12 protein-coding genes are annotated in these 13829 nt (G+C 61.0%); 8 read left to right on the forward strand and 4 right to left on the reverse strand.

The window, feature by feature from the left end:
- Entirely contained in the window at positions 1-1596 is a 1596-nt protein-coding gene (locus tag OEG79_RS14035; RefSeq protein WP_264145602.1) for an FAD-binding oxidoreductase, read from the reverse strand.
- 122 nt (positions 1597-1718) lie between these two features.
- On the opposite strand from OEG79_RS14035, the gene OEG79_RS14040 reads away from it, so the two are divergent.
- On the forward strand, positions 1719-2753 hold the full coding sequence (locus OEG79_RS14040) for an AraC family transcriptional regulator (protein ID WP_264145603.1): 1035 nt from the start codon (positions 1719-1721) through the stop codon (positions 2751-2753).
- A 98-nt stretch (positions 2754-2851) separates the two neighbouring features.
- Here the strand turns inward: OEG79_RS14040 and OEG79_RS14045 are convergent, their stop codons facing one another.
- Positions 2852-3973 carry a beta-ketoacyl-ACP synthase III gene (locus OEG79_RS14045; protein WP_264145604.1) on the reverse strand — a complete coding sequence of 374 codons (1122 nt, stop codon included), beginning with the start codon at positions 3971-3973 and terminating at the stop codon, positions 2852-2854.
- 235 nt (positions 3974-4208) lie between these two features.
- Between OEG79_RS14045 and OEG79_RS14050 the strand changes: the two genes are divergently transcribed.
- Positions 4209-5819 carry an FMN-binding glutamate synthase family protein gene (locus OEG79_RS14050; protein ID WP_264145605.1) on the forward strand — a complete coding sequence of 537 codons (1611 nt, stop codon included), beginning with the start codon at positions 4209-4211 and terminating at the stop codon, positions 5817-5819.
- Here OEG79_RS14050 and OEG79_RS14055 read toward each other — a convergent pair.
- Complete coding sequence (locus OEG79_RS14055; RefSeq protein WP_264145606.1) at positions 5762-6853, reverse strand: AAA family ATPase; 1092 nt, start codon at positions 6851-6853, stop codon at positions 5762-5764. The genes OEG79_RS14050 and OEG79_RS14055 overlap by 58 nt on opposite strands.
- Before the next feature lies 1 nt (position 6854).
- Positions 6855-7421 carry a nicotinamide riboside transporter PnuC gene (gene pnuC, locus OEG79_RS14060; RefSeq protein ID WP_264145607.1) on the reverse strand — a complete coding sequence of 189 codons (567 nt, stop codon included), beginning with the start codon at positions 7419-7421 and terminating at the stop codon, positions 6855-6857.
- A 140-nt stretch (positions 7422-7561) separates the two neighbouring features.
- On the opposite strand from pnuC, the gene OEG79_RS14065 reads away from it, so the two are divergent.
- The 6 genes from OEG79_RS14065 to OEG79_RS14090 all read left to right on the forward strand — a co-directional run bounded on the left by OEG79_RS14065 (position 7562) and on the right by OEG79_RS14090 (position 13627).
- On the forward strand, positions 7562-8314 hold the full coding sequence (locus OEG79_RS14065) for a tetratricopeptide repeat protein (protein ID WP_264145608.1): 753 nt from the start codon (positions 7562-7564) through the stop codon (positions 8312-8314).
- Between the two features lie 150 nt (positions 8315-8464).
- A complete protein-coding gene (locus OEG79_RS14070; protein ID WP_264145609.1) occupies positions 8465-10021 on the forward strand; it encodes a hypothetical protein in 1557 nt (518 codons plus the stop codon).
- An 8-nt stretch (positions 10022-10029) separates the two neighbouring features.
- A complete protein-coding gene (locus OEG79_RS14075; protein ID WP_264145610.1) occupies positions 10030-10473 on the forward strand; it encodes a hypothetical protein in 444 nt (147 codons plus the stop codon).
- A gap of 57 nt (positions 10474-10530) precedes the next feature.
- Positions 10531-11637 carry a hypothetical protein gene (locus tag OEG79_RS14080; protein WP_264145611.1) on the forward strand — a complete coding sequence of 369 codons (1107 nt, stop codon included), beginning with the start codon at positions 10531-10533 and terminating at the stop codon, positions 11635-11637.
- Between the two features lie 12 nt (positions 11638-11649).
- Positions 11650-12126 carry a DUF2247 family protein gene (locus OEG79_RS14085; RefSeq protein WP_264145612.1) on the forward strand — a complete coding sequence of 159 codons (477 nt, stop codon included), beginning with the start codon at positions 11650-11652 and terminating at the stop codon, positions 12124-12126.
- 332 nt (positions 12127-12458) lie between these two features.
- Positions 12459-13627 (forward strand): IS3 family transposase gene (locus tag OEG79_RS14090; protein WP_264145293.1). Its coding sequence is split into 2 segments (ribosomal slippage): positions 12459-12720 and positions 12720-13627, totalling 1170 coding nucleotides; the frame shifts between segments, so codons are not numbered across the junction.
- Positions 13628-13829 lie beyond the last annotated feature (202 nt).

The raw sequence follows: 13829 nt of genomic DNA on the forward strand, positions 1-13829 counted from the left end.
TCAGTCCTGCAGCAACACGCCGGGAGCCAGGCGCTGATCAGGGTCGAAATGCATGGCAAGACTGCGCAGCGTGGCCATGCCCAGCTCCCCCTTCTCCGCCGCCAGATACGGAGCGTGGTCGCGACCGACACCATGCTGGTGGCTGATGGTGCCGCGGTTTTCTGCGATGGCGCGGCTGGCCGCGGCCTTGAGCCGCCGCCAGCGCAGCATGGCCTCGGTGTAGTCGTTACCGGGACGGAACACGTAGGTGGTGTAGATGCTCGACCCTTCACCATAAACGTGCGACAGGTGAGTGAATACGTGCACTCGCTCGTCATCGCCGGCCAGCTCTTCACGCAGGCTGGCCTCGACCCTGTTCAACAGGTTGTCGACATTCGACCAGTCGGTGGCGGTTTCCAGGGTGTCCACCAGGTAGCCGCGCTCCCACAGGCCATGGCGCAGATAAGGGAAACGGAAACGGTTCTGCTCCCACTTCTTGCCCAGCAGAGTGCCGGTGAACACGCCGCCAAAGCCTTTCAGCAGGCGCCGCGCCTGTTTCAGCGAGGCGGTGTTCTGCGTCCGGCTGCCAGTGACGCCGAAAGTCAGCATGCACTTGCTGTCACGGGCGCCGCGCAGGGCCAGGTATTTCTCCAGCAGGGCGATCTGTTGCGGGTGACCAGCCAGGGCCAGCTGGGTACGGGTTTCGATGGCGTTGGACAGGCGCAGCATGGACAGCGGCACACGCGCCTGGGCCAGGCTGCGAATGGCGCTCAGCGCCTGCTGCCAGTCGGGCAGGAACACCGCATAGAAACGCTCCTGCTCAGCCAGGCGACTGATGCGTACGCGTACTTCGGAGATCACCCCGAAGCGCCCTTCCGAGCCCATTACCAGCTCGCGCAGGTCGGGTCCGGCGGCCGAAGCCGGGAATGTGGGTATGTTCAGAGTTCCTGCGAAGGTTTCCAGCTTGCCGCCGGCAAACAGCTGCTCGATGCGTCCATAGCGCAACGACTGCTGACCACTGGAACGACTGGCGACCCAGCCGCCAAGGGTCGACAACTCCCAGGACTGCGGAAAATGTCCCAGGGTATAGCCGCGCGCGCGCAGCTGGCTTTCCACTTGCGGGCCGTTGGCGCCGGGGCCGAAGGTGGCGATCAGGCTGTCCTCGTCGACTTCCAGCAGGCGCGTCATGCGCTCCAGCGACAGGGTCAGCACCGGGCGCTGACCGGCCTGCGGGTTGATATGGCCGGCCACCGAGGTGCCGCCGCCGTAGGGAATCAGGGTCACGTCATGCTGCTGCGCCCAGGCCAGCAGATCACGAATCTGCTCGGCGCTTTCAGGGCAGGCGACACCATCGGGAAACTGGCCAAAATCGCCCGAGCGCATGGCCAGCCAGTCCGGCAGGCTCTGACCACGGGCGTGACGCACACGCACTTCGGCATCAACGCTGATCAGCGGATGCGGCGACAGGCGCGAGGCCGGCACACGCGCCAGCACAGCCTCCAGGCTGGCATCGGCCAGACGCTGACCAGGCCCTACCAGGTCGGCGAGAAACGCCTCACCATGGGCCGGCAGTTCCACTTCGGTCGCCTCGTCACCCCATCCGTTCCAGCGTCGCATCGCATCCCCCATTCCGATCAGCACTTATGGCTGCCTATACTAGCCAGCCGCCGATTTCCGTCACTGTCGAATCGGGACAGGCACTATCGCCAATCAAGACAGGCATCCCAGAACAAGAATCCATGGATAACCTCGGCTATACCTCCGTTCCCGCCCTGCTCAAGTATCTGCGCCAGGCCGAACAGCTCGGCCTGGACACCGACCGCGCCCTGGCCGCCGCGGGCATCGACGCTCAGGACCTGGCCGACAATGGCAAGCGCATGCCCAGCGAGGTGCATGAGCGCCTGCTGGCGCATCTGATCGAGGTTTCCGGTGATCCCTTATTCGGCCTGCACTCAGCGCGTTTCGTGCAGCCCGGCTCGTGGAGCGTGCTCGGTTACATCGCAATGAACTGCGCCACCCTGGGTGAGGCCATGGGCCGCATCGTGCCGTACGAGAAACTGGTGGGCGACATGGGCACCAGCCGTCTCGAAGCCGCCGAGGATCACGTGCGGCTGATCTGGAGTTGCCGTCATCAGGCGCCGGACGTACGCCGCCATATGGTCGAGAACGTGCTCGCCTCCTGGCTGCTGTACGCCCGCTGGATCGCCGACTCCGAGCATTCGCCGCGCGAAGTGTGGTTCGAGCATGCGCAACCGGCCGACACCGACCTGGCCGAATACCAGCAGCTGTTCGGCTGCCCGGTGCTGTTCGAACAGCCCTGCAACGCCCTGCTGGTGCCGCTGGATTACCTCGGCGTGCCGCTGCGCCAGGCCGATGCCAACCTGCTGCGCACGCTGGAAGAACATGCCCTGACCCTGATGGCCGGGCTGGACGATAACGAGCCACTGCCGCGCCGGGTGAAGAACTCCCTGCGCCTGCTGCTCAAGGACGGCCTGCCACGCAAGGAACGAGTGGCGGAGAAGTTCGACATGACCGTGCGCACCCTGCAGCGCCACCTGCAGCAGGCCGGCACCAGCTATCAGCAGATACTCGACGAACTGCGCCAGGAGCTGGCCGAGCATTACCTGCTGCGCAGCGACCTGGCGATCCAGGACATCGCCTGTTACCTGGGTTTCACCGAATCACGCTCATTCCACCGCAGCTTCAAAAGCTGGACCGGGCAAACGCCGGGCGAGTTTCGCGAAAGCAGGCGCCGGGACAATCCGCTGGGTTAGCGTTCCGGCGAGCGGCGCACTCTGTTACCGGTACGCCTTGGGAGAAGGGGCGGAAACGTCGGCGGCCTGCGCCTCCGGGCAGGCCGCCGATAACGTTCTCAACGCTTGCGCAGAATCACACTGCCGATCGAATAACCGGCACCGAAGGAACTCAGGACACCCAGGCTGCCCGCCGGCAGGTCGTCCTGATACTTGTGCAGGGCGATCACCGAGCCGGCCGAGCTGGTGTTGGCGTATGTGTCGAGAATCACCGGCGCCTCGTGCGGCTCGGCATCGCGCCCCAGCAGCTTGCGGGTGATCAGCAGGTTCATGTTGAGGTTGGCCTGGTGCAGCCAGAAGCGCCGAACCTGAGAAGGCTCCAGCTGGTTTTCCGCCAGATGGGCAGCGATCAGCTCGGCAACCATCGGGCAGACTTCCTTGAACACCTTGCGCCCTTCCTGCACGAACAGCTTGTCGCGGGTGCCGATACCTTCCTCGGCCGCCCGGTTGAGGAAACCGAAGTTGTTGCGGATGTTATTGGAGAACTGCGTCAGCAGCTTGGTACTGACCACATCGAACTGATGGGCAGAGGTGGCCTGATCGGCGCGTTCGAGAATCACCGCGGTGGCGGCGTCACCGAAGATGAAGTGGCTGTCGCGGTCACGGAAGTTGAGGTGGCCGGTGCAGATTTCCGGGTTGACCATGAGAATCGCACGGGCCTGGCCGGTCTGAATCGCAGTAGCTGCAGCCTGAATGCCGAATGTGGCCGAGGAACAGGCCACGTTCATGTCGTAACCCCAGCCCTGAATGCCGAGCGCCGCCTGCACTTCGATGGCCACCGCCGGGTAGGCACGCTGCAGATTCGAGCAGGCGACGATCACCCCGTCGATATCGGCGACGGTCTTGCCGGCACGCTCCAGCGCCTCTTTGGCAGCGCCGACGGCCATCTCGCAGAGGATGCCCCACTCGTCGTTGGAGCGCTCGGGAATGCGCGGCACCATGCGCTGCGGATCGAGGATCCCGTCCTTGTCGATGACGAAGCGGCTCTTGATGCCGGAAGCCTTCTCGATGAAGGCGCTGCTGGACTCGTTCAGCGCCTCGACCTCGCCACGGGCGATGGCGTCGGCATTGTCGGCATTGAACTGCTGCACGTAGGCATTGAAGGATGCCACCAGCTCGTCGTTGGAAATGCTGTTGGCCGGGGTATAGAGGCCGGTACCACTGATCACGACGTTATGCACGCTCATTCCTCTTCTCGGCCACTGGCGGCCTAGGCAGTAGGCCGGCGACGATGGCGCAGGCCAAAAAATCGGGATATGGGCCAAACTCTGACGATGGTTGGCTCCGGGCCACTGAGTGTGCCACAGGGCAATGGGGTTCGTCCTCAGCCCGTGCATGTGTCCAGGCGGACAGAACATGACCCGATATAGCCGCTTGGTCTAAAGTCCTATCTCGACCCACTCATCTGGAGCTTGAATGAACTTTTCCCTGCTCAGCCGCTATGCATTTTTCGTGTTCTGCGTGCTGTTCACCCTGGCCAGCCTGCCCTTCCTCGCTCATGAATGGATATGGCCGGTCACCCTGCTCACCGGTGTGCTCAGCCTGATTGGTATCGGCGACCTGTTGCAGACCCGCCATGCAGTACGCCGCAACTACCCGATCCTGGGCAATATCCGCTATCTGGTCGAAGGCATCCGTCCGGAAATCCGTCAGTACCTGCTCGAAGGCGATGCCGAACAGCTGCCCTTCTCCCGCGCCCAGCGCTCACTGGTCTACGCCCGCGCCAAGAATGAAGGTTCGGACAAACCCTTCGGCACCCTGAGCGATGTCTACCAGAACGGTTTCGAGTTCGTCAGCCACTCGATGCGCCCAGCGCCGCTGACTGATCCATGCAGCTTTCGTGTGGAGATCGGCGGGCCGCAATGTCGCCAGCCGTACTCGGCATCCCTGTTCAACATCTCGGCGATGAGCTTCGGCTCACTCAGTGCCAACGCCATTCGCGCCCTCAACGAAGGGGCGAAACTCGGTGAGTTCTACCATGACACCGGCGAAGGCAGCATCAGCCCCTACCACCGTGAACACGGTGGCGATCTGGTCTGGGAGCTGGGCAGCGGCTACTTCGGCTGCCGCACTTCGGACGGCCGCTTCGACCCCGAGCGGTTCGCAGCTCAGGCAGCCAGCCCGCAGGTGAAGATGATCGAGATCAAGCTCAGCCAGGGCGCCAAGCCGGGCCACGGCGGCATCCTGCCCAAGCACAAGGTCACCGAGGAAATCGCCAACACCCGTGGCGTGCCGATGGGCGAGGACTGCATCTCGCCGTCGCGCCATAGCGCCTTCTCCACACCAACCGAGCTGCTGCAGTTCATTGCCCAATTGCGCGAGCTCTCTGATGGCAAACCGGTGGGCTTCAAGTTCTGCCTGGGCCACCCGTGGGAATTCATGGGCATCGTCAAGGCCATGCTGGAGACCGGCATCCTGCCCGACTTCATCGTCGTCGACGGCAAGGAAGGCGGCACCGGCGCCGCACCACTGGAGTTCACCGATCACCTCGGAGTGCCGCTGCGTGAAGGCCTGCTGTTTGTACACAACACCCTGGTCGGCAGCAACCTGCGCGACAAGATCAAGCTCGGCGCCAGTGGCAAGATCGTCAGTGCCTTCGATATAGCCCGGGTTCTGGCCATCGGCGCCGACTGGGCCAACTCGGCGCGCGGCTTCATGTTCGCCATCGGCTGCATCCAGTCGCAGTCCTGCCACACCAACAAGTGCCCCACCGGCGTCGCTACCCAGGACCCGCTGCGCCAGCGCGCGCTGGTGGTCGAGGACAAGGCCCAGCGCGTCTACAACTTCCATCGCAACACGCTCAAGGCACTGGCCGAGATGCTTGCCGCCGCCGGCCTCGACCACCCGTCGCAAATCGATGCCAAGCATCTGGTGCAGCGCCTGTCGGCCACCGAGATCAAGCTGTTCTCCCAGCAGCATGTGTTCCTCGCGCCGGGGGAGCTGCTCGGTGGCCAGATCGATGGCGAGTTCTATGACCGCATGTGGCGCATGGCCCGCGCCGACAGCTTCGAGCCGGCACCGGCTTGAGTCCGGCGACTCGCCAGATAACTCAGCGCCTGGTCGACTCGCTGCTGCAGCGAACCGGTCAGGCGTGTGAAGCCCAGGCCCCGACACTGCAGCTGCTGCTCGTACCACTGGTTCTGCCGGCGGCGAAAGGTCTCGTCCTGGCGCGTGCCGTCCTGTACGAAAGGAAAGTCATCGGCGCACAAAAACAGATGGTGGTAGTGCCGCTCGGCCAGTTGCTCCAGCTCAACCTCGGCACGGCCGAACAGCTCGCGGCAGTAGAACAAGGTGGTCAGGGGTGTAGTGTCGCAGACCAGATAGCGCCTGCACTGCCCGGCCAGCGCCTGCTCGCGTGCGACCTGGGTGCGGCCGATGCGCAGCAGATCGTCATAGGTGAGTACGCCGCCCTGCTCTTCCCACAGTTCGCGGCCGTATTCCGCGGCATACCGAGTGCCCAATGCCTCGCCCAGCGCCAGGGCGAGGCTGCTCTTGCCCGTGGACTCGCCGCCTAGCAAGGCAATGCGCTCGACGAAATCGCCATAGACCTGCGGCGCCAGGTAGTGATGCAGACCATGGATATCGGCGCGCAGGCGCGTGGCACAGATCGGTACGTGCTGACGCGCCCGATCCACTTCGACATGCGCCACCGGCCGCTGGAAGCGCTCCGCCAGATGCGCGGCGAAACCATCACCATAGGCCTCGCTGGTAAACACCGCATCCACTGGCTGCCCCAGCACGGCGAGGCAGAACGCCGCGACGAATTCGCGCTGCATGGCATCCGCCTCGGACTCGTGCGGCAGATCCGGCAGCCTCAGCCCCGCCAGCTGTTGGGCAGCCACCCATTCGGGCGTCACCACCCAGCTGCGCTGCTCGGGAAAACGCATCCGCAACCAGTTCGTCCGGCGTTCGGGTTCGCAACCCGCCACTTCGGGGTATGACCAACTGAGCAGCACCAGCTGCTCGCACTGGGCCTGAGCCTGCTGGATCAGCCATTCATGACCCAGATGCAACGGCGCGAACTTGCCCACCACCAGGCCGACCGCGAATCGCTTGCTCATATCAGACCATCCGAACCTTCAGTTCGCTGCGCCAGCGGTACAGGCCATACCAGGCATTGCACCAGAACAGCAGGTAGATGAAGGCGGTCAGGTACAGCTCACGCGATGCGAACAGCGGCACCGCGAGGGTGTTGACCAGCAGCCAGCCGTACCAGGTTTCCAGCCTGCGGCGCATCAGCAGTAGCTGCGCCAGTACGCTGAAGGTCAGCACCAGCGAGTCGATGAAGGGCGCGTAGGCATCGGTGAAATGATGCAGCAACGCGCCATAGGCCAGCGCCACCAGCACCGCCACACCAAGCGCGAGGGAAAGTCCCGGCCAGGCTGTGCGGCTGATCGCCATGGGTTCGCCGCCGCGTCCACGCAACCAGCTCCACCAGCCGATCAGACTGGTCAGAATGAAGAAGCCCTGCAGGGTGACGTCCGCATACAACTGCACGCTGAAGAACAGCCAGCCGAACAGCACGCAACCGACCAGCCCGACCGCCCAGGTATGCACTGAGTTGCGCGCCGCCAGCAGCACCGAAACCAGATAGAAAAGGTTGGCGAAGATCTCCAGCGACGACGGCATGCACGCATCCTTATGAACATGGAATCAGCCGCGCAGCCTATCACGTGACGCATGCCACAGCCGTGCATGGCTCACCTGACAAGCGGGCCGAAGCATGCTTTGATAGCCACCTCTAGCATTCCAAAGGACTGGATCGCACCATGCCTCTGCTCGCCGTTCTCGTCATCGCCTGCCAAGTCACCTGCGGCTTGCATGTGGTTCGCAGCGGCCAGGATCGCTACTGGCTGTATCTGATCATCGCCCTGCCAGGTCTCGGCTGCCTGATCTACTTTCTCGGCATCATGCTGCCGGAGCTGCTCGGCAGTCGTCGCGGCCGCCGCACGCTCAACCGCCTGCACGACAGCATCGACCCGCAGCGTCATCTGCGCACCCTGCGTGACGAGCTGGAGATTCGCGACACCCGCGATACCCGCGTCAACCTGGCCGACGAGCTGCTGCGCATGGGGCAGGCCGAAGAAGCGGCTCAGCACTATCAGGCGGCTCTGCGGGGTATCCACAGCGACGCCCCGGACATCCTCCTCGGCCTGGCCAGAGCCCGTTTCGCCCTGGGCGATTTCGCCGGTTGCCAGGCAAGCCTCGACCAACTGATCGCCCAAAATCCCGACTTCCGCTCCACCGACGGTCACCTGCTTTACGCCCGGGCGCTGGAAGGCCAGGGCAACGACCTCAAGGCCGAGGAGGAGTACCGCGCGCTTGGCAGCTACAGCACCAGCCCGGAAGCCAACTACCGCTATGCCCTGCTGCTGCGCCGGCTGGGGCGCCAGCGCGAAGCCATCGAACTGTTGCAGCAGATCCACACCCACGCCCGACGCTCCGCCAGGCATTACCGGGTTCTGCACAAGGAGTGGCTGGACCTGAGTCAGAAGGCGCTGCTCGACCTGCAGCGCAACTGAGCGGCGAACGCCACTATTTGCGTGCATCGCTCACAAAACAGAAACGCCGCGTGCCACTGCGCAAGACTTTGCTCATGGGTCATTGGTTAGCATCGGACGCTGACGAAGGAACTTGCCGGCATCCGCCGGCTGCAGCAGGGATGCAACAAGATGAGCGGCTACGTCCCCAACAACCGCAACGACCGCCCGGCTCCAACGCCGGAACCCTATAACGGCGATTTCCACCGCCAGCCCCCCAGGCCACTGGAAGGTGGCAGCACCCAGACTTCCAGTTGCCTGATCGGGCTGCGTTTCGTCTGGGACAACGGCGAGTGCCTCGGCGCCAATCTGCCCTACAGCCTCTCGCCGGCCGGCGGCAACCCCGTGCGCGGCAGCCTGGACGCCCGAAGCAGTCTGATTCAGACCATTCCCAGCGGCGAGTACGAAGCACAGTTGCTCGCCGACGCTGATATCGATACCGACATCAGCAGTGCCCACGCCGAGCTGCAGACCGTACTGGACGAAATTCTCGCCGCCGAACGCGCAGAGGCGGCACGGTTACAGTCCATTCAGGATCAGCGCAGCGCCTTCTCCAACTACATGCACCGCCGACTCGCGGTGGGCAAAGGTTTCTTCCTCGGCGCCTGGGGGCTGCTCAAGACCGCCAAGGAATTCTCCGACCTGGTCAATCCCTCCACCGCCTTCTCCAATGCCCTACGCAGTGCCTGGCAGGCGCGCGCCAGCGAGGGAGAAACCTGGCTGGCCGCATACAATCGCCAGTTCAGCGCTGAACAGCATCGAGAGCTGGTGGAGGCACTGGGTTTCGACCCGAGCAGCATCACCCGCGAGCAACTGGCCGAAGCCTACGAACTGGCCTGTTTCATCTACGAAGACGCGCCCAGCAAGATCATGCTCGGCCGCTTCGCCATCGACTACGCCAAGGCACAGAACGTCGAGGAGGTCGCCGAGTTCAGCGGCGGCGCACTGTTCGAAATCGTGCTTGCAGCCCTGCTGATCGTCTTCACCGGCGGCGTCGGCCTGGCCGCTCGCGGAGCGGCCTCGGTAAGCTATCTGGACAAGCTTGCACGTCTGGGCAATGCCTTCAGACGACTGGGCGCGGCCTTGAAGCGCGCAAGGATCAGGCGTGGAGGCAGGGCGAGAGGGAGCGGGACTGGGGCACGGACGGTAGAGGTGGAAAGGCCAAAGGCAGTCGAACCGTCAAGAGTCCACCCCGTACCCCCGCCTTATAAAGTAGAAAACTTTATTGCTCCAACGACAGGCAAACAGGTTGTCGCTGCAGTGGATCGCAACGCGATCGTGCCCTTGGACAAAGTTAATATTTATGCACGGGGCAAAGTACCTGACGTAAGGGCAGAACTGCGAGACCTACAACGTCTAAAACAAAGCGATAGAAAGCTATTTGATTCATCGCCCGACAATGCAAAACGCCTGGAACAGCTAAAAAGCCAAAAGCACAATCTAGAGCGGTCACAGGACATGAGCAGGCACTTGGACAATATTGGACTTCCGGACACTCCGGCGAACAATGAAACACTGATAAAACACCTTCTGGATGTCGGAAACAAAGTCACCCCTGAACAGCGCATATGGGTACCCAGCACCCTACAGGGTCCTGACGGAACCTTGAAAGTGGAAAGCACATGGAAAATACTCGACGATCAACGAGCCTATCTCACGACCTTGAAGCTTATCCCAACCTCTCCATGACGAAACCGATGACAACCACCGAGCAAGCCTTGGAAAAAGAGATTACCGAGCTCAGCGACTACGACGCGGCGGCGGAAGCACTGCGCCAACTGAGTCACCTAAACAAGCCCATCGCAGAAGATCTGGCAGCAAATATCCTGTGCAATAACAAGGGTGACGAATACTTCCAGGCATCAGTTTTCGAGACGCTTTACTCAGTCAATCGGCATAAAGGCATCGAATTAATAAAAAAACCACCCATGCCCCTGAACACAGCGACACTGAGCGCCATGATCGAATGCGTCACCGAAGACTCCGGCATTGTGATGGATCACCCTGAAATATTTGAAGCGATAGAATCGTTAAAAGAGAGAATCAGGAACCTGAATTCACAGGATAGCCACCGAATCCAGGACACCATCGAATGGTTTCTGGAAACCTACCCGAATACCTTACCCCCTTTGATTCAATGAATAGGGACGCTCGATTCGCGAAACCTCTTCCCACGCCTCCCGCTCGCCCTTCCAGGCATGCAGCTCGCGCTTCTGCGTTCCCGACCACAGCCAGCCATTGCGCGCGCCGAGCTGCAGACCGTACTGGACGAAATTCTCGCCGCCGAACGCGCAGAGGCGGCGCGGTTACAGTTCATTCAGGATCAGCGCAGCGCCTTCTCCAACTACATGCACCGCCGACTCGCGGTGGGCAAAGGTTTCTTCCTCGGCGCCTGGGGGCTGCTCAAGACCGCCAAGGAATTCTCCGACCTGGTCAATCCCTCCACCGCCTTCTCCAATGCCCTACGCAGTGCCTGGCAGGCGCGCGCCAGCGAGGGAGAAACCTGGCTGGCCGCATACAATCGCCAGTTCAGCGCCGAGCAACATCGCGAACTGGTCGAAGCACTGGGCTTCGACCCGAGCAGCATCACCCGCGAACAATTGGCCGAAGCCTACGAACTGGCCTGCTTCATCTACGAAGACGCGCCCAGCAAGGCCATGCTCGGCCGTTTCGCCGTCGACTACGCCAAGGCGCAGAACATCGAGGAGGTCGCCGAGTTCAGCGGCGGCGCACTGTTCGAAATCGTACTTGCAGCCCTGCTAATCGTCTTCACCGGCGGCGTCGGCCTGGCCGCTCGTGGTGCAGCATCGGTAAGCTATCTGGACAAGCTTGCACGTCTGGGCAATGCCTTCAGACGCCTGGGCGCGGCGCTGAAACGGGCAAGGATCAGACGAGGTGGCAGGGCGAGAGGGAGCGGGACTGGGGCGCGGACGGTTGAGGTGCAACGCCCGAAGAGCATCACTCCATTGACCGTGGATACCCCACCCACAACGCCAAGAAAACCTGTAATCGTAGAGAATGAGATTCTTGGAAAAGAACGGACTGGCAGTGCCAACAAAACAGACCCGACACATAGCTTCAACGACCTGATCGACAACTACGCAGGCGATGCTCAAAAATTTGAGATACCGACCAAGGGCCCTGGTGGCATCACGGCGAGAACGTCAGAACTCTATCAAATAGAAGGCAGCCTGAATGGTAAAGACGGTGTTTTCGAGTGGATCGTCGATCAAGACCGGGTTACTCATAGACGCTTCATTCCCGGTGGAAAAATAACCGGTTTCCCCAATCAGGTCCCCAGATAGCAAGGGATAATCATGAACAAATATCTCGCCGAACTCGCCAAGCTCAACCTGATTGACTGGCCTACCCTTGTAACCGGAATAAACAACAGCTGGATCGATAAAGACGCGATATCGAGTTACGCCTTCGAGCTCCTCCATAGCGGCGAAACCGACGAAGACATAGCGCTTCTGGCCGGGAGCGACTCTCTCAGCGAAGACGAAGTTTCCGAGCTACTGGCAAAATTATGCAAAAAAAACAGTATTAGCGCCCAAGCAACAAAGCCACTTGCCCTCGAAAAATGGCGACTGGCAATACTTTCAGAACTCCAGAACTCCTCACTCACCCCTGACGAAAAACTCGAACGGTTACAGGAGCTCTACGCAGACTTCGGTTACCCAGAGGACATGGCATCTTGCAGCATCTACGCACAAGATGGAACCGACCCCATGGCCGCACTACAAAAGACCATCAACTCTCTTGAGGAGCGACTCACCTCCAATAATAAATGAATTCATTACGCCAAGGACTCCGTCCTTTTCGCCACAACGGCCAACAAACTTCCCGATAGTGAATAAGGGCACAGCAAGAAACCCGTAAATTCATCATGATAGGAATTAAATGGATGGCAGAACACTCTGCGACGAATACGCGAGTACGATTGACGAAAGTGAATGCGGAGCACCAGAAAGACATCATCATCGTCGCCCCGAAGAACCTAATCGTGGTCCAAGATCAGTCCATCTCCTTGCTATACACAGGCCAATGACATGTCGATCTGTAGTGGTCTACTAACCCCAGACACCCATTTAGGGCGAGAATGCTCGCCATACAGAGGTGTTCGATGAGCAGACAACGACGTACCTTCACCCCGACTTTCAAGCGAGAGGCTGCCAGCCTGGTGCTCGACCAAGGCTACAGCTGTCCCGAGGCCGCCAGATCTCTCGATGTAGGTGAGAGCTTATTGCGCCGCTGGGTTACCCAGTTGCAGCTGGAGCGCGGGGGCGTTACGCCCACTGCCAAGGCGCTCACACCGGAGCAGCAGACCATTCAGGAGCTTCAGGCCCGTATCAACCGGCTGGAGCTTGAGAAGAAAATATTAAAGGAGGCCACTGCGCTCTTGATGGCCGAGGAACACGGGCGCAGACGTTGAAGTCGATTCGGCAGTTGGTAAAGCACTACCCTGTTCAACTGTTGTGTTCAGTCTTCGAGCTACCCCGGTCTTGTTATTACGCCCACTTGGCCCGGCGGCGTCATATCGATGTCCGCCGAGTGAACCTACGCAGTCGTGTCAACGAGCTGTTCAACCAAAGTCGTGGCTCAGCGGGCAGTCGCAGTCTGGTTGCCATGCTGCGGGATGAAGGCGTTAACGTCGGGCGTTTCAGAGTCAGAAGATTGATGAAGGAACAAGGACTGATCAGCAAACAGCCCGGTTCTCATGCGTACAAGAAGGCCACGGTCGAGCGCCCCGACATTCCCAATGTGCTTGATCGCAAGTTCACCGTGGCTGCGCCAAACAAGGTCTGGTGTGGCGACATCACGTATATCTGGGCAGAGGGTCGATGGAGCTATCTGGCGGCGGTCTTGGACTTGTACAGCCGCAGAGTGGTGGGTTGGGCGATGTCCGCCAAGCCTGATGCGGAACTGGTCGTCAAAGCGCTCGACAGGGCTTACGAGATGCGTGGCAGACCACAAGGCGTGCTGTTTCACAGCGACCAGGGCAGCCAATATGGCAGCCGGGGTTTCCGCCAACGGCTCTGGCGCTATCGGATGATTCAGAGCATGAGCCGAAGGGGAAATTGTTACGACAATTCGCCCATGGAGCGGCTGTTTCGTAGCCTGAAAACGGAGTGGGTGCCGACAGTGGGTTACATGACGACAGCGTTGGCCGAGCAGGACATCGGCCGCTACCTCATGCAGCGGTACAACTGGATAAGGCCGCATCAGCACAACGGCTTCGTACCGCCGGCGGTTGCGGAAGAAAAACTCAATTCTGTGTCCGGGAATTGTTGACCACTACAATCGACTACCAGTTCTATCTAGTCCCCCTACCGTATACGTCCGTCATGACATCAATTGATTTCAGGACACTGAAGATAGGGAACATGTCGTTCAGGGCGAGATTAGCAACAGCGGCCTGACGGCATGTCTGGTGAAAAACCCAACGCCCGATGAGTTCCGCAGGGATGAATTACAGTTCAGCCCCACCTGCCAG

Source organism: Pseudomonas sp. Z8(2022), assembly GCF_025837155.1.
Taxonomy (GTDB): domain Bacteria; phylum Pseudomonadota; class Gammaproteobacteria; order Pseudomonadales; family Pseudomonadaceae; genus Aquipseudomonas.